Origin of the sequence: Pseudomonas sp. BW7P1 (assembly GCF_024981055.1) — a bacterium.
In the GTDB taxonomy this organism is placed as follows: Bacteria; Pseudomonadota; Gammaproteobacteria; order Pseudomonadales; family Pseudomonadaceae; genus Aquipseudomonas; species Aquipseudomonas bananamidigenes.
Genome location: NZ_CP103374.1, coordinates 5,460,221 through 5,481,758 on the forward strand (window position 1 = coordinate 5,460,221; position 21,538 = coordinate 5,481,758).

Sequence of the window (21,538 nt, forward strand, 5' to 3'; positions counted from 1 at the left end):
GACCGACGGCTTTTTTGTACCTGCTCACGGCACGGGATCGATCTTGCGCGGGCGCCCGCCCTTCCTGCCGTTGGCCCGTGCCGCTTCAGCCTTCGCAGTGCTGCTCTGACGTCCGTTGCGTGAGGCGATCACCGATGCAGCCATCGACATCAAGGGCTGACTGGCCGAGATCATGCCGGCGATGGATATCTGCAGATCCTTGCCTTCATGACAAAGGGCGGTACCGGCAAAACCGATTTTCAGCTGTGCAAAGTCATCCGGTTCGAAGTCATCGAACTCGGTATAAAGACTCACAGGCAACAGTAAGCCACTGCCGTCTTCGAAGTGGATCGCAATGCATGGTTTCTGAAACGTTACCGCTACGGCTTGCAAGCTGCTGCGACGACGCAGCCCTCCGCGATCGACAGCTTCATCGAGACGTTTTTCCGTGACCGGTCGATCAGCATGCAAACCGGCTTTTACTGTTTTCATAGTTCGATCTCCACACCTTCCCGAGCACCGACCAGGGCCAGCAGGGTTTTGTTTTCTTCCGGTTCGTAATACGCCGATCCGATTCTGAAAGTCGCACCGGTGACTTCGCGCATGACGGCCACTTCGTTCGAGTCCCCGTCCCACCATTGGTGATCGAGACAGGCGGTCTGCAGACGGGTCCACCAGATTCGACGGGCCCGCCGCAGATGATCCGTTTCGCGCAGCGACTGACGAAGCCCCTCAAGCACTACAATCGGTGGCCGACGCGACAGGGGCACCACATCCCACAGCTCCACGCCGTTGTGCCAGAAGCTGAATTTGAAGCGGGCACTCCATGCACCTGAATCTACGTGCGCATGGGGCGGACAATGTTCATCACGCAACATGATCACCACAGACAGCCCTTTGTAACTGCATACCTTCATGCTAACCCATCCGTTAGGTTCAAGAGTTTCAACATTTGCCATTCCCTGGCAAATCCGATTGCCGGCGCCGACGCTTGCGGTGGTCGCTACCTTTCGAGCCTAGTGCGGGCACGGCTCAAGCCACGGGAAAAATGGTAAGCAGTTCTTTCGCAATGTCCGCGCATTTGCTACACACGAAGACTCATTCCCCGGTGTAATCAATCATGCAGCGACACTTCGACGATCTTCAGCTGGGCAGCATCGAGTTGTTTTGTCTGGCGGCCGAGTGCGGCAGTTTCACCGCTGCAGCGCAGGCGGCTTCGGTGACGCCTGCCGCGGTCAGCCGCTCGGTGTCGCGCATGGAGGAACGCCTGGGGGTGCGATTGTTCGCGCGAACCACCCGCAGCGTGAAATTGACCGACAGTGGCCGGCGCTACTACGAAGAATGCCGTCAGGCATTGGCTCAATTGGTGGAGGCGCAACGGGAGGTCATGGGCCGGCAGCAGGAACCGTCCGGCACCCTGCGCATCAGTATTCCCACGACCTATGCCCACCATCGGATCCTGCCGATGTTGCCGGCCTTTCATGCGCGTTTTCCGCAAGTGAAGGTCGACATGCACATCAGTAACCGCAACATCGACTTCGTCGGTGAGGGTTACGACATGGCGATCCGCGTGCGGGCGATTCCCGATTCGGGTCTGATCGCCCGGCATCTGGAAGACGCAGCGTTGGCGGTGGTTGCCAGTCCCGACTACCTCAAACGCGCCGGCATGCCGCAGACCCTCGAAGACCTCGGGCAGCACGAGTGCATTCAGTATGAATTGCCCAGCAACGGGCGGCGGATCACCTGGCTGTTCTATGACGAAGACGCGCCACGGGAAATCCTCGCCGAGGGAAATTTCTGTTGCTCCGATGACGTGCTCGGTGGCGTGACCCTGGCCAGACACGGCGCCGGTCTGTTCCAGACTTATCGCTTCATCGTCGAGAAAGAACTGGCCGACGGTTCGCTGGTGGAAGTGCTCAAACCCTACAGCGGACGTTCGCGACCGTTCACGTTGCTGTATCCCCAAAACCGCCATATGCCGCTGCGCGTCCGGGCGTTCATCGATTTTCTGGTCGAGCAGTTGCCGCAGTAACGTCCGATCACCGCACACAAAACAGGACTGTCGATGTCGAGCAATTGATTAAAGTAACCATCTAGTACAATTTAGCTCCACAAGCCGAAATCCTCGGCCCAAGCCAACAACAATAAGTGGAGTTTTCCCCCATGCCCCCTATCGTTCTGGTGCTCAACGGCCCGAACCTGAACCTGCTCGGCACCCGTGAACCGGCGACCTACGGTCACGAAACCCTGGCCGACATTTCTGCCCTGTGCGGGCGCGCCGCCGAAGAATTCGGCCTGGCCGTGGAGTTTCGTCAGACCAACCATGAAGGCGAACTGCTCGACTGGATTCACGGCGCCCGCCAACGCTGCGCCGGCATCATCATCAACCCGGCGGCCTGGACACATACCTCGGTAGCGATCCGCGATACCCTGGTCGCCAGTGAATTACCGGTCATCGAAGTGCATCTTTCCAACGTCCACGCACGCGAGCCGTTCCGTCATCACTCGTTCGTGTCGGCCATCGCCACGGCCGTCATGTGCGGCTTCGGCAGCCACGGCTATCGCCTGGCCCTGGAGCATTTCAGCCAGCGGTTGAAGGGGTGAACCGCATGAACCGCAAAAACGTGATACTCGCCGGGCTGATCGGCGCCGGCATTCAGGCCTCCCGCACCCCGGCACTGCATGAACATGAGGGTGACGAACAGGGGCTGCGTTACCTGTACCGTTTGATCGACCTCGATCAACTGCAACTGGACAGCCGTGCCCTGCCCGATCTGCTGCTGGCCGCCGAGCGCATGAACTACACCGGGCTGAACATCACCTTTCCGTGCAAGCAGGCCATTATCCCGCTGCTCGATGCATTGTCTCCGGAAGCCCGAGGCATCGGTGCCGTGAACACGGTGGTGCTCAAGGACGGCCAACGCGTCGGCCACAACACCGATTGCCTGGGTTTCGCCGAGGGTTTTCGTCGTGGCCTGCCAGACGTCGCCCGCGAGCGTGTGGTCCAGATGGGTGCCGGTGGCGCCGGCGCGGCGGTGGCTCACGCCTTGTTGAGCGAAGGCGTGCAGCAATTGAGCATTTTTGATGTGGATGCGGAGCGCGCCGAAAGCCTGGTCAACAACCTCAATCAGCATTTCGGCACTGGTCGCGCCTTGGCCGGGCATGATCTGGCAAGCACGCTGAGCCACGCTGACGGGCTGGTGAACACCACACCAGTGGGCATGGCCAAGCTTCCGGGCACACCGGTACCGGCGGCGTTGCTGCGCAAGGACCTGTGGGTGGCGGAGATCGTGTATTTCCCGCTGGAAACCGAATTGCTGCGCAACGCCCGTGCTCTGGGCTGTCGTACCCTGGATGGCGGCAGCATGGCAGTGTTTCAGGCGGTGAAGGCGTTTGAACTGTTCAGTGGCGTGGCGCCGGATGCGCAGCGAATGCTGGCACATTTTCAAAGCATGAACGGATAGGGGGCAACGCCCCCCATTAGCGCTCAGGCTTGCAGATAGCGCAGCACCGACTCGCAAATCATCTCGCGATGGCGCTGCTTGATGGATTCGTCCGGCAGGTCGATCTGAAAGATCTCACCGAACGTGTGGCGGTTCGACACACGATAGAAGCAGAACGAACTGATCAGCAGATGCACATCCAGCGCATCGAGCCCGGCGCGGAAGACGCCTTCAGCGGCCCCCCGCGCCAGGATCTCCCCAAGCGAATCCAGAATCGTGTTGTTCATTGCCTTGATCGCATCGGAACGCTTCACGTACTCGGCGTTGTGGATGTTTTCGATGCAGACGATACGCACGAAATCGACATTGCGGTCGTGATGATCGAAGGTGAATTCCACCAGGCGCCGGATCGCCTCTACCGGCGGCAGTTCGGCCAGATGCAGGCGGTTCTCGGTGCTGCGAATATCGCCGTAGAGCTTCTCCAGCACCTCGACGTACAGCTGCTCCTTGCTGCCGAAGTAGTAATAAATCATGCGCTTGGAGGTGTGGATACGTTCGGCGATCGCATCGACACGAGCACCGGACAGACCTTGCTGCACGAACTCGACGATCGCTTCCTGAAGGATGTTCTCGCGGGTTTTTTCCGGGTTGTTCTTGCGACTCTTGCGCGGCTCTACCACTGGTACGACGGGGGCTGCGGAAAGTTCTGAAGTCATTGTCATTGCGGGCTCACGGCCATCACTGCACAGGCAGGCGATTATGGGCCGCGCGGCACAGTGAAGGAAGCCGCGAGGCCCGTGTTTAATCCCGCGTTTACGAATTTCCTACAACTTCGCCTGGCGAACGGCGCCACTGCGTGCTTTGGCCATCGCCGCCAGCCGCACCGCCACGTTGGCCGCGCCATAGCCGGCGTAACCACTCTTGCGCTGGATGATCTCGAAGAAGAAACGCCCTTCGAACGGCTCGGTATAAACGTGAAACAACTCGCCGCCCTGAGCATCGCGGTCATAGAGCACGTTGTAGTAAGCCAGTTCACTGAGAAACTCGTCATCGAAATCGAAACGCGCCGCGAGGTCATCGTAATAGTTGAGCGGAATATCCAGCAGCAGCACGCCCGCCTCTTTCGCGTGGCGGACCTGAGCAAAAATGTCATCACAGTCGAAGGCGATGTGATGCACCCCGGAGCCGCGATAACTCGACAAGGCGTGTGAGATTGCGGTGTTGCGGTTTTCGGAAATGTTCAGCGGCAGACGAATCGAGCTGTCACGACTGCGCAGCGCCCGGCTCTTCACCAGACCGTATGGATCGGGCAACACCACTTCGTCATCGGCCTCGAAATCCAGCAGGCTCTTGTAGAACAACACCCAACTGTCGAGGCTGTCCGCCGGCAGCGCCATGGCCATGTGGTCGATGCGCTTGAGTCCGCACCGGTTCACCACGCCCGGCAGCAGATTGAAGTCGGTGCCATAGACATCCGCGTCCTCATCCACCAGATAAATCAGGCTGCCATCCGGCGCACGCACAGCTGCCAGCTCCAATTCATTGGGACCGACCAGTCCGCGATAGGGCTGACCTTTATAGGCGACGGCGCGGGCCAGGGCACTGGCACTGTCCTTGACCCGCACGGCGATGGCGCACAGCGAAGGGCCGTGGGCTTCGAAGAAACTGTGACCGAAGGAATAAGGCTCCGAGTTGAGAATCAGGTTGATATCGCCCTGACGCAGCAGGCTGACGCTCTTGGAGCGATGCTGCCCGGCCTTGACGAAGCCCAACCGTTCCAGCCAGTTCGACAGCTTGGCACCGAGTGCTTCATCGACGGCGAACTCCAGAAACTCGATGCCGTTGTATTCGCTGGCCTTCGGTGTCTCGAAGAGGATTTCACGGTTATCCACCGGGCGGATGTCCTGCTCCAGACGTTGCCGGGTTTTCTCTTCCAGATACAGCAGCGAACGCAAACCGTCGGCGGCGTTGGCCCGAGGTGGCGCGGCGCGGAAGCCGTCGTTGAAGATCTCCAGCGACAGCGGCCCGGTGTAACCACTTTGAATGATCGGTGAGAGAAACCCCGCCAGATCGAATTCGCCCTGTCCGGGGAAGCAACGGAAATGCCGGCTCCACTCCAGCACGTCCATCGCCAGGATCGGCGCGTCAGCCATTTGCACGAAAAAGATCTTGTCACCGGGAATCTCGGCAATCGCCCGTGGATCGCCCTTGAGCGACAGTGTGTGAAAGCTGTCGAGCAATACGCCGAGGCTTGGGTGATCGGCTTGGCGCACGATGTCCCAGACCTGTTGATAAGTATTGACGTGCCGACCCCACGCCAGCGCTTCATAGCCGATGCGCAGGCCGCGAGCACCGGCGCGCTCGGCCAGCAGTCGCAAGTCATCGATCAGGATCTGCCGATCGCCGATGCTGTCGGGGGAAGCATTGCTGCACACCAGCACCAGGTCGGTGCCCAGCTCCTGCATCAGGTCGAACTTGCGCTCGGCCCGCTCCAGATTGCGCTCCAGCCGGTCACGGCGACAGCCTTCGAAATCGCGAAACGGCTGGAACAGAGTGATGGCAATTCCGAGGTCGGAACACATCTGCCTGATTTCCCGGGGACTGCCGTCGTAATACAGAAGATCGTTCTCGAAGATTTCCACCCCGTCGAACCCGGCGGCGGCAATGGCTTCGAGTTTTTCCGGCAGGGTTCCGCTAAGGGAAACGGTGGCAATGGATCGCTGCATGTTTCAACTCCCGGTGGAAACGTCGGCTACGGGGATTGCGCCGCTTTTATAAGGTGGGCGAATTATTGGTCCCGGTTTTTCAATGAGCAATTTAAACTGTACTACCCGGTTAGTTTTGCGTGCGATTATCGAACACAATGCCGGTCCGGCGAATTGACGATTTTTTGCCCACTGCCCAACATCCCTTTCACCTTGAGTCCGGATCTGAAGCACCGGTCGCAGCGTGCACAAAAAAGCACACCAAATAACAAATCCAAAAACGGGTGGAACACATGATCCCTTCACAGACTTCCCGCATGGCCCCGGCCATGAGCACTGCCACCGGTGGCATCGGCGACAAGCTCCGCGGCGCCATGGCCGTCGGCAAGACCCGCTGGGGCATGCTGGCGCTGGTGTTTTTCGCCACCACCCTGAACTACATCGACCGCGCCGCCCTCGGCGTCATGCAGCCGATCCTCGCCAGGGACATGAGCTGGACGGCGATGGATTACGCCAACATCAACTTCTGGTTTCAGGTCGGCTACGCCATCGGCTTCGTGCTGCAAGGACGGCTGATCGACCGGGTCGGCGTCAAACGCGTGTTCTTCTGCGCCGTGCTGCTGTGGAGCCTGGCGACCGGCGCCCATGGTCTGGCGACCTCGGCAGCGGGCTTCATGGTCTGCCGGTTCATCCTCGGCCTGACCGAAGCGGCCAACTACCCGGCCTGCGTGAAGACCACGCGCCTGTGGTTTCCGGCCGGCGAACGTGCGGTAGCCACCGGCATCTTCAACGCCGGCACCAACGTCGGTGCGATGTTCACCCCGATGCTGCTGCCGTTGATCCTGCATGTGTGGGGCTGGCAGGCCGCGTTCCTGTGCATGTCGGCACTGGGCGGGATCTGGCTGCTGTTCTGGGGCCTGAAGTATTTCAACCCGGAAGATCACCCGAGCGTGAAACAGTCGGAGCTGGACTACATCCAGAAAGAAGTCGAACCGGAACAGGCCGGCGTACCGTTCTCGCGCATCCTGCGCATGCGCGGCACCTGGGCCTTCGCCCTCGCCTACGCGCTGACCGCGCCGGTGTTCTGGTTCTACCTGTACTGGCTGCCACCGTTTCTCAATCAGCAATACAACCTGGGCATCAATGTCACCCAGATGGGTATTCCGCTGATCATCATTTACGTCACCGCTGACTTCGGCAGCGTGGGCGGCGGGATTCTGTCTTCGTTCCTGATCGGTCGCGGCATGAACTCGATCAAGGCGCGGCTGCTGTCGATGTTCCTGTTCGCCTGCTGCATCATCGGCGTGGTGATGGCTGCCGGATCCGCCAACCTGTGGATCGCCGTCGCCGCCATCTCCCTGGCCATCGGCGCGCATCAGGCCTGGACAGCGAACATCTGGAGTCTGGTGATGGACTACACGCCCAAGCACATGATGAGCACGGTGTTCGGTTTCGGCGGCATGTGCGCGGCAATCGGCGGGATGTTCATGACCCAGATCGTCGGCCACATCCTCACCGTCACAAACAACAACTACACCGTGTTGTTCACCCTGATCCCGGCGATGTACTTCATAGCGCTGACCTGGATGTACTTCATGGCACCGCGCAAGATTCCTGCCGTCACGGAGTAATCGTCCTGTATCGACCGGCCTGACCTCAGGCCGGTTTTTCTTTCAGCGCCGGCTCTGCTGCCACGCTGCCGCCAGCCCGCTGCAACAGATCACCGCAATTCCGATCACCGTCATCAGAGTCGGCGTGTGCGCGAACAGCAGCCAGCCCAACAGCCCCGCAAACACGATCTGGCAATAGCCGAAGGGCGCCAGCAGCGCCGGTGCGGCATGGCGGAACGCCTGGGTCAGAAACAGGTGCGCCGTCATCCCGCAGGTGCCCAGCGCCAGCATCAACAAACCATGGCCAAGGCTCGGCACCTGCCAGAAGAACGGCACCAGGGCAGTCATCACCAGCGTGTTGCACAACCCGGCGAAAAAGTTGCTGGTGGTGGGGCTGTCGAACTCGCTGAGCTTGCGTGTCAGCAATTGATAGAAGCAGAAAAACAGCGCCGAGCAGAACGGCAACAGCACCGCCGGGGTGAACAGTTCACCGCCGGGATGGACGATGATCAGTACGCCGATGAACCCGCAAATCACCGCAATCCATTGGCCCCGGGTCACCCGTTCCTTGAGCAGCGGCACCGACAATGCCGTCACCAGTACCGGTGCGAGAAAGTTGACCGCCGTGGCCTCGGCCAGCGGGATATACAACAGTGCCGTGGTAAAAAACAGGCTGGTGCCCAGCAGGCACAACGCCCGTGCCACTTGCCACAGCGGACGCCGGGTGCGCAAAACTCGCAGACCGGATTGCGGCAGGAAAATCCCCGCCATCAAGAGTGTGTGCACCAGATACCGCGCCCAGACCACCATGACAATCGGATAAAAACCGGAGAGGTATTTCGACAGTGCATCGTGGCTGGAGAACAGAAACGTCGCCACGACAATCAGCAGGATCCCCTTGAAGGGTTGGTTGACGCCGGAAAGGGGGGTGCTGACGGTCATGAGACCTCCATGTAGAGACTGCGCAACAATCTAGAGCCAGCGCTGTGGCGCTTACAGATAACATTCGAAATACCGGGCGAACAACGCACAACTTCGCTCGGGCAGAACTTTTGCTGACGCACGGTTATAGTCCGCATCAGTCCCATGCCCCTTGACCGGACCATCGAACTGCCGACACCGTTCCAGTGTCTGACGACCGGACTGGCGCCACACTGACTGACCAGCAACACTCATCACCACATACACGAACGAGGATTCCCGCATGCTATGGAGAAAAGGCCGACGCAGTGACAACGTCGTCGACGCCCGTGGCGATGACATGGGCGGTGGCGGTGGCATGCGCTTCGGTGGCGGCAAGGGCCTGAGCCTCGGGGCGATTCTGCTGATCGTCGGTATCGGCTGGATCACCGGACAGGATCCGCTGCAGATCCTCGGTCAACTCACCGGACAGATGACCGAACAATCGGCCCCCTCTTCGCAAACCCGCAAGGCTCCACCGGCCAACGATGAGCAGGCTGAATTCGTGCGCTCGATCCTGGGTGACACCGAAGACACCTGGGGTGCGATTTTCCAACAGGCCGGTCGCCAATATAAAGACCCGACCCTGGTGCTGTTCAGCAATCGGGTCAACTCGGCCTGCGGCATGGCCACTTCGGCCACCGGCCCGTTCTATTGCCCGGCGGACCAGAAGGTCTATCTGGACATGGCGTTCTTCCAGGAAATGGCCCAGCGCTTCAAGGCGGCCGGCGACTTCGCCCAGGCCTACGTGATCGCTCACGAAGTCGGACATCATGTGCAGACGCTGCTGGGCGTCTCGGCAAAAATTCAGGCCGCCCGCCAGCAGGGTCGGCAGATGCAAGGCGATGGCGGACTGCTGGTGCGCCAGGAACTGCAGGCCGATTGCCTGGCCGGCGTCTGGGCCTACCATGCGCAGAAACGCCTGAACTGGCTGGAGCCGGGCGACGTCGAAGAAGCCTTGAACGCAGCGAATGCCATCGGTGATGATCGCCTGCAACAACAGGGTCAGGGCCGTGTGGTGCCGGACTCGTTCACTCACGGTACGTCGGCGCAAAGGGTGCGCTGGTTCAAAACCGGATTCGCCCAGGGCCAGGTCGGCCAGTGCGATACCTTTGCGGCGAAAAACCTGTAAATGCATAGATGGCTGTTGGCTTTACTGTTGATCGGTGGCACCGCGCAAGCGGCCGGCGTTGACGCAATCAGTCCCGGGCGCCTGCAATTGCAGGCCGGTGAAATGGCGGTGGGCATCGGCCCGGCACCGGCAAAAATCGAGCGGGTGCTGATCGTCATTCATGGCAAGTTGCGCAACGCCGAAACCTATCGCAAGAGTGGCGAGAGCGCCGCCGAACTGGCCGGGCAAACCGCCAACACCCTGGTGATCGCCCCGCAGTTTCTCAATGAAAGCGATGTCGCGCTCTACTCATTGCCAGCCAGCGTGCTGCGCTGGAAAGGCAATGAATGGATGGGCGGCGGGTTATCCACAGGGCCGAACCCGCTGAGTTCCTACGCTGTGCTGGATGAAATCGTCGGGCGACTGACCGATCGCAAGCAGTTTCCGGACGTGAAGCAGATCGTGATCTTCGGCCATTCCGGCGGTGGTCAGGTGGTGCAGCGCTATGCCCTGCTCGCCCGCGAACAACCGGCACTCAAGACCGAAGGCATTCGCCTGCGTTATGTGGTGGCCAATCCGTCGTCCTACGCCTACTTCAACGAGCAACGGCCAGTGGCGTTCGATCATGCGCAGTGTCCGGGTTTCAATCGCTGGAAGTACGGGCTGGTGGATCCGCCCATTTACTCGGGTGGACAAACGCCCGCGCAGCTCGAAGGCCGCTACATCAAACGCGAAGTGGTTTATCTGCTGGGCCAGCAGGACACCGACCCGCAACACCCGGCGCTGGACAAGAGTTGCGCCGCCGAAGCGCAGGGCGCCTATCGCCTGATGCGCGGAAAAATGTTTTTCAGTTACCTGCTGCGCCGGCATCCGGAAGGGGTGAATCAGCGTCTGGTGGAAGTGCCCGGCGTCGGACACAACGGCGACGGCATGCTGACCTCGCCGGAAGGTCAGAAAGCCATCTTCGACCAATAAATCCAGTGGGGATTGATCTGGCCCCATCGCTGGCAAGCCAGCTCCCACAGGGAATTTGTAGCGGATACAGAATTTGCATTCGCGCAAGTCATTGTGGGAGCTGGCTTGCCAGCGATGGGGCCCGCTCCGACAACCGATGAATCAAGCGAACAACATCCGCCGCAACTCGACACAATCCTTCGCATGCCAGTCGCTCAGCTCCGGCCAGGGATTGTCCGGCAGGTTCACCAGCACCGTTTGGCTACCCGCTGCCCGACCGCAATCGAGATCGAAGCGGTAGTCGCCAACCATCACCATCTCGCTCGCCGGCACTTGCCAGGCAGCGGCCAGTTTCAGCAGGCCACCAGGATGCGGTTTCGGCGGTGCTTCATCGCGGCCCAGCACATCCTCCACTGCAAAGCAGTCAGCCAGCCCGATGGCCTCCAGCGTCACATGGGCCAGCTCTCGCGCATTGCGGGTCAGGATGCCAAGACGATAACCCCGTGCGTGCAGGTCGCGCACCAGCTCCACCGCACCGACTGCCGGGGTCGAGCCGAGCGCCAGATCCCGCTCATGCTCCAGCAACCATGCATGTTTTGCCGCTGCTTCATCGGCAGGCAACGCGGCGAGGTGAGTGAGGATGTCGTCCTCGGGCGGGATCGACAGCGCCACACGGATCGCCGCGAAATCATGCACGGCGACGGTCAGGGTACCGTCCATGTCGAACACCCAGTGCCGCACATTCGCAAGGCTCATGCCCAATCCTTGCGATGACGGATCAGACCTTCCTGAGTCACCGATGCCACCAGTTGCCCGGCACGGTTGAACACGCTGCCACGGGAGAACCCGCGGGAGTTGCCGGCCCATGGGCTGTCCATGGCGTAGAGCAACCAGTCATCGGCGCGCAGATCGTTGTGGAACCACAAGGCGTGGTCGAGGCTGGCGACCTGCATGTCCTTCTGCCAGACCGATTTGCCGTGAGGCAGCATCGACGTGGTCAGCAGACCGAAGTCCGAAGCGTAGGCCAGCAGGTATTTGTGCAGCGCCGGAATGTCGGCCAACGCGCCGTCGGCGCGGAACCACACATATTTGATCGGGTCCGCCGGCTGCGGGTTGTACGGGTCCTTTTCGGTAACCGGGCGCACTTCGATCGGTTTCGGGCACAGCAGTTTTTCGCGCATGTGTTCCGGGCTCAAGTGTGCGCGTTGCTGGGTCAGTTCCAGCTCCGACGGTAGGTTCTCCGGACCGACCACTTGCGGCATCCGGCTCTGGTGTTCGAAGCCTTCTTCGTCGTACTGGAACGAAGCGCTGCAGGTGAAAATCGGGTGGCCCTTCTGGATCGCGGTCACGCGGCGGGTGCTGAAACTGCCGCCGTCACGCACGCGGTCAACCGAGTAGACCACCGGCAACTTGGCATCGCCCGGACGCAGGAAGTAACCGTGCATCGAATGCACATGACGTGCTTCCTCAACCGTCTGACTGGCCGCCGACAGCGACTGGCCGAGCACCTGGCCGCCGAACAACTGGCGAAAGCCCAGATCCTGACTGCGACCACGGAACAGGTTTTCCTCGATCGGTTCGAGGGTCAGCAGATCCACCAGATCTTCCAACACTTGGCTCATTCAGACTCTCCTCACACAACGCTATGCCGCGCAGCCGGGCTGCGGCGGCCAATTCAGGTTCCGGCGCGAGCCTTGGTCGCGCCCTTGTAAACGTCCGTGTCGGCTTAGCCATGCAGGGTCTGCAGCCATTGCTCCCTGGTAATGCGGTACAACAGATGTCGACGCAACGGGTGGTCGACCGCCAGTTTCGGGTGATCGAAATCATCGGCCGGATCGTGATGCATGCCGATGGCCTGCATGACTTTTTCCGACGGCAGATTGCTTTGCGCGGTGAAGGACACGATCTCCTCCAGAGCCAGCCGGTCAAAACCGCAGCGCAGTGCCGTCCACGCCGCTTCGCTGGCATATCCCAGCCCCCAGTGTTCCTTCGCCAGACGCCAGCCGATCTCCACCGCCGGAGTGAAAGGCGCATCGAAACCGACTACGCCGAGCCCGGTGAAACCGATGAATTGGCCAGTGTCCTTGCGCTCCAGCGCCCACAATCCGAAACCGTGCTCGGCGAAATGGCCACGGACACGGCCGATCAGTGCTGCGCTTTCCAGCCTGCTCAAAGGCGCCGGAAAGTAGCGCATCACCTGTGGATCGGCGCACATCGCCGCAAATGCCGGCAGATCCGTGTCTTGCCACTGGCGCATCAGCAACCTTGCGCTTTCCAGCTCCAGTATCGGTTCCATCCCGCCCCTCCGCTTGATGCCGTCAGTCTACATCGCTGTTAGGCTTTGCACTCTTTCCGCAGCCTTTTATGAATTGCCCACCATGCCGTTGCCGCTGATCTACCACGAAGACTACAGCCCGGAATTTCCGGCGGATCACCGCTTTCCCATGGACAAGTTCCGCTTGCTGCGCGATCACCTTGTGGACAGCGGCCTGACCCGCGACGAAGACCTGCTGCGCCCTGAACTGTGCCCCGCCGACATTCTTGCCCTGGCCCATGACCGCAGCTACATCGAGCGTTACATGAGCGGCGAACTGTCTCGCGAAGACCAGCGCCGGTTGGGACTGCCATGGAACGAAGCCCTGGCCCGACGTACGGTGCGGGCCGTGGGCGGCTCGATTCTGGCAGCGGAAAAAGCGCTGGAACATGGCCTGGCCTGTCACCTGGCCGGCGGCACCCACCACGCCCACTACGATTACCCCGCCGGGTTCTGCATCTTCAATGATCTGGCGATCATCAGCCACTACCTGCTGCAGAGCGGCCGGGTGAACCGGGTGCTGATCTTCGATTGCGACGTGCATCAGGGCGACGGCACTGCACGGATTCTGCACGACACCCAGGAAGCCATCACTGTTTCCCTGCATTGCGAAAAGAACTTTCCTGCACGCAAGGCCCAGAGCGACTGGGACATTCCGCTGCCCAACGGCATGGGCGATGCCGACTACCTGAAAGTCGTCGACGATGCACTCAACTATCTGCTGCCGCTGTACCAGCCGGATCTGGTGCTGTACGACGCGGGTGTCGACGTGCACAAGGACGATGCTCTCGGTTATCTGCAACTGACCGACGAAGGCGTTGCCGCCCGTGACGAAAGCGTGATGCGCCATTGCCTGGGCCGTGACATCCCGGTGGTCGGTGTCATCGGCGGCGGTTACAGCAAGGACCGCCTGGCCCTCGCTCGGCGTCACGGCATCCTGCATCACAGCGCGCAGCGTGTCTGGCAGTCATCCGGTTGTCATTGAGTTGTGCTGCGTTACCCACAATGGCTGTGGAACGGCCTGTGGATAACCTGAGCGAAAGGGACTACAGCCCACGCTGAACATGGCCCGCAGCGCACTGGTTGTTTTTTGATCAGGCCTGACGATGGCCGCTGCTGCTAGAATGCGCGGCTTATTCCGCCACGCTGTTGCCGCTGCCATGACCCAGACTTCCGCCGCCCTTCCCGCTCACGTCGCCATCATCGGCGGTGGCCCCGCCGGCCTGATGGCCGCCGAAGTGCTGAGCCAGGCGGGAATGCGCGTCGACCTGTACGACGGCATGCCTTCGGTGGGCCGCAAGTTTCTGCTGGCCGGGGTCGGCGGCATGAATATCACCCATTCCGAGGCTTGGCCGGCCTTCCTCTCCCGCTACGCCGAACGCGCCCCGAACATCGCCCCGCTGCTGCGCGCGTTCGATGCCGACGCCCTGTGCCGCTGGATTCACGACCTCGGCATCGAAACCTTCATCGGCAGCTCCGGCCGGGTGTTCCCCACCGACATGAAAGCCGCGCCGTTGCTGCGCGCCTGGCTCAAGCGCCTGCGCGACAGCGGCGTGGTTATCCACACCCGCCACCGCTGGCTCGGCTGGGATGAAAACGGCGCGCTGCGCATCGACAGCCCGGAAGGCGAGAAAACCCTCAGTCCCGAAGCCACCCTGCTCGCCCTCGGCGGCGGCAGTTGGTCGCGGCTGGGTTCCGACGGTGCGTGGATGCTGGCGCTGGAGCAGCGCGGCGTAGGACTGGCGCCTTTGCAACCGAGCAATTGCGGCTTCGAGGTGCAGGCCTGGAGCGAATTGATGGTCAGCAAATTCGCCGGCGCGCCGCTGAAAAATATCGCCATCGGTTTGAACGACGACATTCCGCGTCTGGGCGAGTGCGTGATCACGGCGACCGGCATCGAGGGCAGCCTGATTTACGCCCTGTCGGCGCCGATTCGTGAAGCAATCAATCAATATGGCGCGGCTGTCATTCACATCGACCTGCTGCCCGGCCGACCTGTGGATAAATTGCAGGCGGCCTTGAGCAAGCCCCGGGGTTCGCGCTCGATGGCCAAGCATCTGCACAGTCAGGTCGGGATTGACGGGGTGAAAGCGGCGTTGCTGCGTGAACTCACTGACGCCGCGACGTTTGCCGATCCGGCGTTGCTGGCCCGGGCGATCAAGGCTCTGCCACTGACGCTGGTGAAAACCCGTCCGCTGGATGAAGCGATCAGCAGTGCCGGCGGCGTGACGTTCGAGTCGATGGATGAGCGCTTGATGCTCAAGGCATTGCCAGGAGTGTTCTGTGCGGGGGAAATGCTGGACTGGGAAGCGCCGACGGGCGGGTATCTGCTGACGGCGTGTTTTGCCAGTGGCCGGGCGGCCGGAATTGGCCTGCTGGACTGGCTGAAACAGCGTAACTGATCGTTCCCGCATCGCGCGGGAACGATCCGATCTGACGCTTAAGGCTTGCGCTTGCGCGGCCCGGTATTGAACGCCGGTACTTTACGCACAGGCTTGATCGAAGGTTCCGGCGCCTGGCTATCCCCGCTGTCCACCCACTTGCCCAGATTGCGTTTGCCACCACCACCGGACGCTTTCGGCTTTTTCGGTTTCTTCGGCTTCTTGATCACCTGACCGCTGGCATCGGTTTCCGGCACGCGGTGATCAGGCTCGAAGTCCGGCTCGTTCTGACGCTTGAGGGTCTGACGGGTCAGCATCTCGATGGCCGACAGCAGATTCACTTCATCGGCACACACCAGCGAAATCGCCTCACCGGTCGAGCCCGCACGGCCGGTGCGACCGATACGGTGAATGTAATCCTCGGCCACGATCGGCAGATCGAAGTTGACCACCAATGGCAGGTCTTCGATATCCAGTCCACGGGCCGCCACGTCGGTGGCCACCAGAATCTGCACTTCGCTCAGTTTGAAACGGTCCAGCGCGCGCTGCCGGGTGGCCTGGGGTTTGTCGCCGTGGATACCATCGGCGTTCACGCCCAGGCCCTGGAGTTTTTCCACCAGCGCGTCCACACCGTTGCGGGTCTTGGCGAACACCAGCACCTGCTTCCACTTGTTCTTGCGCATCAGATGCACGAACAGTTCCGGCTTGCGCTTCTTGTCCACCGTGACAATCCACTGCTTGACGGTGTTGGCGGCCACGTTGCGCGGGCTGACTTCGATGCTCAGCGGATCGTTGAGCATCTGCCCGGCCAGCAGGCGGATGTCATCGGAGAAAGTCGCGGAGAACAGCAGCGTCTGACGTTTTTTCGGCAGCGCGCGGTAAATGTTCGCCAGCTCTTCAGTGAAACCCAGATCGAGCATGCGGTCGGCTTCGTCCAGCACCAGGGTTTGCAGCTGATTGAACTTCAGCGCGTTCTGACGGAACAGGTCAAGCAGACGGCCCGGGGTCGCGACCAGCAGGTCGACACCGCCACGCAGCTTCATCATCTGCGGGTTGATGCTGACGCCGCCGTACACCGCATAAGTGCGCAGCGGCAGATTTTCGGCGTACTGACGCACGGCTTCGTGGACTTGTTCGGCCAGTTCACGGGTCGGCACCAGGATCAGCGCGCGCACCGAGTTGGCAGCGACTTTCGGCCCTTCCATCGCCAGCAATTGCAGCAGCGGCAAAGCGAAACCGGCGGTCTTGCCGGTCCCGGTCTGGGCGGCGGCCATCAGGTCACGACCGGCCAGCACCGCCGGAATGGCTTGCGCCTGCACCGGCGTCGGGGTCTGGTAGCCGAGCTTCTCGAGGGAGCGCAGCAAGGGTTCGATCAGGCCAAGGGTGGCGAAAGTCATGGGAGTACCGTAGGAAAAATCAGGGCAAGTGTGCGATGGCGCGCAGTTTACCCTAATTCGCACGCTGCTCCGTCGCAATGCCATCGGGCTCGCAGACCTCTGCCGGTGCCGGACGCCGCCACTGCGGCAGACCGATCAGCACCACTGCGCCAATGATCACCAGCATTGCCAGCGCCTCTTCGATCCCGATGGTCTCGCCGACGAACACGATCCCCAACAGCACCGCCACCGCCGGGTTCACATAGGCATAACTGGTGGCCGCCGCCGGGCGGACGTTTTTCAACAGGTACATGTAGGCGTTGAAGGCGATGATCGAGCCGAAGAAGATCAGGTACGCCAGCGCCAGCCAGCCTTCCAGCGGCGGCATGGCCTCCAGCTGCTCGCCGCTGACTGCGCTGCCGATCAGCAGCACCACGCCACCCACCAGCATTTCCACGGCACTGGCCATTGCGCCCTGGGGCAGCGGCAAGTGCTTGCTCCACACCGAGCCGAAGGCCCAGCTCGCCGCCGCGAAAATCAGCAACGCCGCGCCCAGCGGACTCGATTGCAGGTTGGAACCCATGTTGAGCATGGCGATGCCGACAATCCCCATCGCCACCCCGGCCCATTCCAGACGGGTATTGCGCGCGCCCCAGAAATATCCACAGAGCAAGGTGAACAACGGCACCGTCGCCACCGCCAGTGCAGCGACCCCCGATGCCACGCCCGTGTGTTCAGCCAGCGTCACCGCTCCGTTACCGAAACTGAGCAACAGAATCCCGATGATCCCCGCCGCTTTCCACTGCGCCCAGGTCGGCGCCGGAGCCCCGCGCCAGCGCAGGAAGGCGTACATCAGAGTGCCGGCAATTACAAAGCGCACGCCGCCCAGCATCAGCGGCGGCCAGTATTCAACGCCGATGCGGATCACCAGATAGGTCGATCCCCAAATCACGTACAACGCAAAGAACGCAGCAATCAACGGCAAGGAAAAACGACGCAAGGCAGACATGGGCAGCTCGAAAGTCAGACTCAGGGGATGGGTTATTCTAGAAAGGCCAACCGCTAAAAATAAGTTACAAAACCTGTTTATAGCGCCGGTACACTTTTGAAAACACGGAGATCGACGGCCCTAACCGCGATTTCGAAAGTCTGGCATTTTCAGGAGTCCGACCTTGGACAGATACGACCGCATGCTGCTCGGCGCCCTGCTCGAAAACGGTCGCGCGTCCTACGCCGACCTCGCCCGCAAAGTGAACCTCTCCGCCCCTGCCGTCGCCGAACGCGTGGCCAAACTCGAGGCCAGCGGCGTGATCACCGGTTACTCGGCCAAGGTCGACATGGCCAAACTCGGCCTGCCGATCCAGTGCGTCATCGAACTGCGCCTGAACCAGCATGGCAACCCGAAGGTGTACGACGAACTGATCAGCATCCCGCAACTGACCGAATGCCACCGCGTCACCGGCGACCCCTGCGTGATCATGCAGGCCGCCGTAGGCTCGATGACCGAGCTGGAGGAGCTGATCAACCGGGTGGCGAAATTCGGGTTCAGCAAGACGTCGATCGTGTTGTCGAGTGCGATAGAGAAGCGGGTGCCGTTGGGGCATATCGAAGGGGACAGCGAAAAAAAAGGTCGACTGAGCAAGCGTTGAAGTCTTCGTCGCTTGGGTAAACGCTTGGGCGCAGATATCATTCTGATATCACATTCGAGGGCCATCGCCTTCGGCACCCGACACGGCAATTGAACATTTACAAGGAAAGAGAATGCGCTTCTCGGAATACTGCAAAGGACTGCGGGCCAGCGAAATCACTCCACTCCTGCAATTCTTTCTCTCAGGCATCCTCGTTGGCGAGGCCTGGGCCATGGGCCGGATCATAGGGGTTCTGTTAAACAAACATCTCGATTCGTTGCAGCTGGATTTCTGGATCATCGGGATTATGGCATTTATTGTCATCGCCTCATGTCTGATCTATGCCGCCAGCAGAAATGCACTCGACACATCGTACAAGCTGATCAAAAGCTGTCGTATCGACTTGCTGCTCGTCACTCTTCTCGGCTTCTACCTTTCATTCAGCAGCGATGGGTTTGGCAACGAATTCTATGCAAAATACTTGGAAAAACTGAATTTCTCGCAACTCGCCTGCATGTCTGCCTCCCCAGTGTTCATCGCGTGGGTAGCGATGAGCAGAGCCTTCGTGCACACGTTCAAGAGAGGCGAATCCCACCCTTATTTCATCAGCGACCGGGTGATCGAGGAGTCTGAAGAAGATTTGCTGAACGTCAAGGAACAGGCTGACATCTTTGCCGAACGCGTGCTCAATGGAGGCTCGTCAGAAAGCCTGGTGTTCGGTATCGATGCGCCTTGGGGGGCAGGAAAATCGAGTTTCGTGAATCTCTGCTGTAAATACTGGAAAGAGAAGAAGCGGCAAAGCATCATCGTCCATCACTTCGAACCCTTGCGTTATGAAGACGGCACAGACCTCACAGAAAAATTCATCGACGATCTCATAAGCAACATTCAACAACATGTTTTCGCACCGTCACTACGACCGCTATTCAAACGCTACGAAAACCTGGTCAAGGACAAGAAAAAAACTTCCTTGCTCGATATAAAAGCAACACTCTCCCTCAACAACGACTCAATCGACTCCACCCTGGAGGAAATTGAGAATGTTTTAAACAACATCAATACCAGAATCATTGTCATCGTTGACGATCTTGATCGAATGCATTGGTCATCTGCCAAAAGCATTTTGTTTTCAATCAAACGCAGTTTCAGGTTACCCAACATCAGCTACGTCATCTGCTATGACACTTCAAAGATAAATATCACACCGGAAAACCCTGACTCCGAAAAAACCCATGAATTTCTCGAAAAGTTCATCAACATCAAAACAAGTATTTTCCTCAACGCCCAAGATCTCACGTCCTTTGTCACACGTTATTTCGAGAGCGTACTTAGCAAGACGCTTAACGTTTCCAGTGACGGCGCCAACGAACTCAAACTGATATCCCTTGAACTGATCAATCTGTTCAACGACAAGGATTTTCATCATTACACGCCTTTCATCGGCGACATTCGTAAAATCAAGCGGCTCATCAACACTCTGGTATTGCTGGACATCGAAAAAGTCGACTTCCACAACAGTGATTTCAATAAACGCGATATCCTCCTCCTGACGCTGATCTTCCTTTATTCGCCTTCGACTTTCCGGAAGATCTATGAGAGTGAGACCAGCGGAAAATCCGGGGCTTTCAGCTGGATTCAAGAAGGCAACAGCCTGAAAAATTCCGAATTTTACAATTCCTTCAAAGCAAATCTTTCCGACAGTCCCAATATACAATTCCTGCTATCCAGATTGTTTGACGCGCCGGTTCAGAGCGCTGATCATTTTCCAGAGTCCGAGCGGCGCTCCAGGGCTGTATTTCAGGACAAGAGCCGTCCTCTGGAGAAGCACCTTCACCTCATCGCCAGACTTTCCAAACCCATTTCATCGGAGTCCCATCGTTTTCTCCTGAACAAGAAAGACGAATTGTTCAAGACCAACGCCATAAAGCCCTTTCTCGATCAGATATTCGCGCTTCCTCCTTTGGACAATGAGTCAGGGCTACATGAGTTCTGGCGAATTGTCACAAGCCATAGCGGCGCGCTTGAGACAGAGAAAGCCGTCACGATCATTGAATATCTGATCGATACATTGCCCAATCACTCCCTGCTCAACGGTGAAGAACTCAATGATTTCCGCAGTACCGCTGTCCGATACGTCTCGAAATTCCTTGACGAGAACATCACCAGCCAAGAAAAAAGCACCGTTTCGCATCTGTCTGCGGCGGAGTGCGCCATCATCAAACTTGTCTATGGAGACGAAAACGGATACACCGGGATCATCGCGAAACTGGCTCCTCCCGAGCGAGGTGCTTTGGGTCTGCATGACTTGATGACGTTCAGGAATCACTGCACCACCAGAACCAAGCGCGAACGGCTTTGGCAAGCGCTCATGCTGCACGGCAATGAAAAGACTTTGCATTCAACCAGTAGTGAATTGGCGAAAGATCAAGCACGAGGAATCAGTCAGGCCATATTCAGCCTGTTCAAAAAGCAATACATTGAAACGGGTAAAAACATACTTGAAGAAATCAATGCTATGGATCCACTCGTCCTCGTCGGGCGTTATCAAAGCACCTTCACCAACTCAAAAGACGCCGCAAAACTGGAAGAAAAAGCAAATCGCAAAAAACAAGAAATAAAAGACACAATAATCTCCAATTTCGGAAATCTAATTATTGGTGACTCCGGAATCTTCGATGAACTCGGACTTGAAGATAAACATGGTATTTCCAAGGCATTTTCCGAGTATCTGTTCTCGGTTTGCTTCAACCCGGAAACCCTCAACGGCCCAGTTCATTTCGCTGAATATCTATTGAATTTCGCAAATAACATCTTGCAGGACATCAACAATCCAGAGGATAAGGCCAACCTTTCGGCACTCTTACACAACCTCGACAATTCACAACTTAGAAATTATTGGCAGCATAACCATCAGACCATCAAAGCCAGAACAGCCGTAGATAAGGACAGGATGATCTACAAGCCCTACTCGCAACCGTCCTTCCGCATCGACTTGCCACTTGCATTCCGCACTCTGGATAGTCTGTTCCTGACGGAAATCCCCAGCGGTGCCGAACGAAAAACCCTGTGACCTCACT

At 59.1% G+C, this 21,538-nt stretch carries 20 protein-coding genes; 10 read left to right on the forward strand and 10 right to left on the reverse strand.

All coding sequences use genetic code 11. The features are described 5' to 3' along the window. Positions 1–24 precede the first annotated feature (24 nt). Complete coding sequence (locus NWV16_RS24615) at positions 25–471, reverse strand: DUF2442 domain-containing protein (protein WP_260521094.1); 447 nt, start codon at positions 469–471, stop codon at positions 25–27. Beyond that, positions 468–896, reverse strand: coding sequence for a DUF4160 domain-containing protein (locus tag NWV16_RS24620; protein ID WP_260521095.1), 429 nt, complete (start codon positions 894–896; stop codon positions 468–470). The genes NWV16_RS24615 and NWV16_RS24620 overlap by 4 nt, the downstream gene beginning before the upstream one ends. Before the next feature lie 203 nt (positions 897–1,099). On the opposite strand from NWV16_RS24620, the gene NWV16_RS24625 reads away from it, so the two are divergent. The 3 genes from NWV16_RS24625 to NWV16_RS24635 all read left to right on the forward strand — a co-directional run bounded on the left by NWV16_RS24625 (position 1,100) and on the right by NWV16_RS24635 (position 3,443). Then, on the forward strand, positions 1,100–2,011 hold the full coding sequence (locus NWV16_RS24625; RefSeq protein ID WP_260521096.1) for a LysR family transcriptional regulator: 912 nt from the start codon (positions 1,100–1,102) through the stop codon (positions 2,009–2,011). A gap of 131 nt (positions 2,012–2,142) precedes the next feature. Beyond that, complete coding sequence (aroQ, locus tag NWV16_RS24630) at positions 2,143–2,583, forward strand: type II 3-dehydroquinate dehydratase (protein ID WP_260521097.1); 441 nt, start codon at positions 2,143–2,145, stop codon at positions 2,581–2,583. A gap of 5 nt (positions 2,584–2,588) precedes the next feature. Continuing rightward, positions 2,589–3,443, forward strand: a complete 855-nt coding sequence (locus tag NWV16_RS24635; protein WP_260521098.1) for a shikimate dehydrogenase — start codon at positions 2,589–2,591, stop codon at positions 3,441–3,443. 23 nt (positions 3,444–3,466) lie between these two features. Here the strand turns inward: NWV16_RS24635 and NWV16_RS24640 are convergent, their stop codons facing one another. Together NWV16_RS24640 and quiC are read right to left on the reverse strand one after the other, a co-directional pair. Then, positions 3,467–4,144 carry a TetR family transcriptional regulator gene (locus tag NWV16_RS24640; protein ID WP_260521099.1) on the reverse strand — a complete coding sequence of 226 codons (678 nt, stop codon included), beginning with the start codon at positions 4,142–4,144 and terminating at the stop codon, positions 3,467–3,469. Between the two features lie 102 nt (positions 4,145–4,246). Further along, positions 4,247–6,148 (reverse strand): 3-dehydroshikimate dehydratase QuiC, encoded by a 1,902-nt coding sequence (quiC, locus tag NWV16_RS24645; protein ID WP_260521100.1) that lies wholly within the window; start codon positions 6,146–6,148, stop codon positions 4,247–4,249. A gap of 272 nt (positions 6,149–6,420) precedes the next feature. On the opposite strand from quiC, the gene NWV16_RS24650 reads away from it, so the two are divergent. Then, complete coding sequence (locus NWV16_RS24650) at positions 6,421–7,758, forward strand: MFS transporter (RefSeq protein ID WP_260521101.1); 1,338 nt, start codon at positions 6,421–6,423, stop codon at positions 7,756–7,758. A 42-nt stretch (positions 7,759–7,800) separates the two neighbouring features. On the opposite strand, the gene NWV16_RS24655 is transcribed toward NWV16_RS24650, so the two are convergent. Then, positions 7,801–8,679, reverse strand: coding sequence for a DMT family transporter (locus NWV16_RS24655; protein WP_260521102.1), 879 nt, complete (start codon positions 8,677–8,679; stop codon positions 7,801–7,803). 262 nt (positions 8,680–8,941) lie between these two features. Here NWV16_RS24655 and NWV16_RS24660 point away from each other — a divergent pair, with 262 nt between their 5' ends. Continuing rightward, positions 8,942–9,829 carry a neutral zinc metallopeptidase gene (locus NWV16_RS24660; protein WP_260521103.1) on the forward strand — a complete coding sequence of 296 codons (888 nt, stop codon included), beginning with the start codon at positions 8,942–8,944 and terminating at the stop codon, positions 9,827–9,829. After that, positions 9,830–10,783 (forward strand): alpha/beta hydrolase, encoded by a 954-nt coding sequence (locus tag NWV16_RS24665; protein ID WP_260521104.1) that lies wholly within the window; start codon positions 9,830–9,832, stop codon positions 10,781–10,783. A gap of 141 nt (positions 10,784–10,924) precedes the next feature. On the opposite strand, the gene NWV16_RS24670 is transcribed toward NWV16_RS24665, so the two are convergent. The 3 genes from NWV16_RS24670 to NWV16_RS24680 form a co-directional block, all read right to left on the reverse strand. After that, positions 10,925–11,518 (reverse strand): HAD family hydrolase, encoded by a 594-nt coding sequence (locus tag NWV16_RS24670; RefSeq protein WP_260521105.1) that lies wholly within the window; start codon positions 11,516–11,518, stop codon positions 10,925–10,927. Next, positions 11,515–12,384 (reverse strand): acyl-CoA thioesterase II, encoded by an 870-nt coding sequence (tesB, locus tag NWV16_RS24675; protein ID WP_260521106.1) that lies wholly within the window; start codon positions 12,382–12,384, stop codon positions 11,515–11,517. Before tesB ends, NWV16_RS24670 begins: the two co-directional genes overlap by 4 nt. 104 nt (positions 12,385–12,488) lie before the next feature. Then, positions 12,489–13,058, reverse strand: a complete 570-nt coding sequence (locus tag NWV16_RS24680) for a GNAT family N-acetyltransferase (RefSeq protein WP_065257558.1) — start codon at positions 13,056–13,058, stop codon at positions 12,489–12,491. Positions 13,059–13,140: 82 nt separating this feature from the next. Between NWV16_RS24680 and NWV16_RS24685 the strand changes: the two genes are divergently transcribed. Together NWV16_RS24685 and NWV16_RS24690 are read left to right on the forward strand one after the other, a co-directional pair. Continuing rightward, on the forward strand, positions 13,141–14,061 hold the full coding sequence (locus NWV16_RS24685; protein WP_260521107.1) for a histone deacetylase: 921 nt from the start codon (positions 13,141–13,143) through the stop codon (positions 14,059–14,061). Positions 14,062–14,236: 175 nt separating this feature from the next. Then, positions 14,237–15,478 (forward strand): TIGR03862 family flavoprotein, encoded by a 1,242-nt coding sequence (locus NWV16_RS24690; RefSeq protein ID WP_260521108.1) that lies wholly within the window; start codon positions 14,237–14,239, stop codon positions 15,476–15,478. A gap of 38 nt (positions 15,479–15,516) precedes the next feature. Here the strand turns inward: NWV16_RS24690 and NWV16_RS24695 are convergent, their stop codons facing one another. Together NWV16_RS24695 and yedA are read right to left on the reverse strand one after the other, a co-directional pair. After that, a complete protein-coding gene (locus NWV16_RS24695; protein WP_065261933.1) occupies positions 15,517–16,854 on the reverse strand; it encodes a DEAD/DEAH box helicase in 1,338 nt (445 codons plus the stop codon). A gap of 52 nt (positions 16,855–16,906) precedes the next feature. Next, complete coding sequence (gene yedA / locus NWV16_RS24700) at positions 16,907–17,842, reverse strand: drug/metabolite exporter YedA (protein WP_260521109.1); 936 nt, start codon at positions 17,840–17,842, stop codon at positions 16,907–16,909. A 163-nt stretch (positions 17,843–18,005) separates the two neighbouring features. Here yedA and NWV16_RS24705 point away from each other — a divergent pair, with 163 nt between their 5' ends. Both NWV16_RS24705 and NWV16_RS24710 read left to right on the forward strand, forming a co-directional pair. Then, positions 18,006–18,482 (forward strand): Lrp/AsnC family transcriptional regulator, encoded by a 477-nt coding sequence (locus NWV16_RS24705; RefSeq protein ID WP_260521110.1) that lies wholly within the window; start codon positions 18,006–18,008, stop codon positions 18,480–18,482. A 112-nt stretch (positions 18,483–18,594) separates the two neighbouring features. Next, a complete protein-coding gene (locus NWV16_RS24710; RefSeq protein ID WP_260521111.1) occupies positions 18,595–21,531 on the forward strand; it encodes a P-loop NTPase fold protein in 2,937 nt (978 codons plus the stop codon). Positions 21,532–21,538 lie beyond the last annotated feature (7 nt).

Bases quoted from the DNA above. Each gene is read 5' to 3' on its own strand.
- NWV16_RS24615 (WP_260521094.1), bottom strand. From the start codon at position 471: ATGAAAACAGTAAAAGCCGGTTTGCATGCTGATCGACCGGTCACGGAA.
- NWV16_RS24620 (WP_260521095.1), bottom strand. From the start codon at position 896: ATGAAGGTATGCAGTTACAAAGGGCTGTCTGTGGTGATCATGTTGCGT.
- NWV16_RS24625 (WP_260521096.1), top strand. From the start codon at position 1,100: ATGCAGCGACACTTCGACGATCTTCAGCTGGGCAGCATCGAGTTGTTT.
- aroQ (WP_260521097.1), top strand. From the start codon at position 2,143: ATGCCCCCTATCGTTCTGGTGCTCAACGGCCCGAACCTGAACCTGCTC.
- NWV16_RS24635 (WP_260521098.1), top strand. From the start codon at position 2,589: ATGAACCGCAAAAACGTGATACTCGCCGGGCTGATCGGCGCCGGCATT.
- NWV16_RS24640 (WP_260521099.1), bottom strand. From the start codon at position 4,144: ATGACAATGACTTCAGAACTTTCCGCAGCCCCCGTCGTACCAGTGGTA.
- quiC (WP_260521100.1), bottom strand. From the start codon at position 6,148: ATGCAGCGATCCATTGCCACCGTTTCCCTTAGCGGAACCCTGCCGGAA.
- NWV16_RS24650 (WP_260521101.1), top strand. From the start codon at position 6,421: ATGATCCCTTCACAGACTTCCCGCATGGCCCCGGCCATGAGCACTGCC.
- NWV16_RS24655 (WP_260521102.1), bottom strand. From the start codon at position 8,679: ATGACCGTCAGCACCCCCCTTTCCGGCGTCAACCAACCCTTCAAGGGG.
- NWV16_RS24660 (WP_260521103.1), top strand. From the start codon at position 8,942: ATGCTATGGAGAAAAGGCCGACGCAGTGACAACGTCGTCGACGCCCGT.
- NWV16_RS24665 (WP_260521104.1), top strand. From the start codon at position 9,830: ATGCATAGATGGCTGTTGGCTTTACTGTTGATCGGTGGCACCGCGCAA.
- NWV16_RS24670 (WP_260521105.1), bottom strand. From the start codon at position 11,518: ATGAGCCTTGCGAATGTGCGGCACTGGGTGTTCGACATGGACGGTACC.
- tesB (WP_260521106.1), bottom strand. From the start codon at position 12,384: ATGAGCCAAGTGTTGGAAGATCTGGTGGATCTGCTGACCCTCGAACCG.
- NWV16_RS24680 (WP_065257558.1), bottom strand. From the start codon at position 13,058: ATGGAACCGATACTGGAGCTGGAAAGCGCAAGGTTGCTGATGCGCCAG.
- NWV16_RS24685 (WP_260521107.1), top strand. From the start codon at position 13,141: ATGCCGTTGCCGCTGATCTACCACGAAGACTACAGCCCGGAATTTCCG.
- NWV16_RS24690 (WP_260521108.1), top strand. From the start codon at position 14,237: ATGACCCAGACTTCCGCCGCCCTTCCCGCTCACGTCGCCATCATCGGC.
- NWV16_RS24695 (WP_065261933.1), bottom strand. From the start codon at position 16,854: ATGACTTTCGCCACCCTTGGCCTGATCGAACCCTTGCTGCGCTCCCTC.
- yedA (WP_260521109.1), bottom strand. From the start codon at position 17,842: ATGTCTGCCTTGCGTCGTTTTTCCTTGCCGTTGATTGCTGCGTTCTTT.
- NWV16_RS24710 (WP_260521111.1), top strand. From the start codon at position 18,595: ATGCGCTTCTCGGAATACTGCAAAGGACTGCGGGCCAGCGAAATCACT.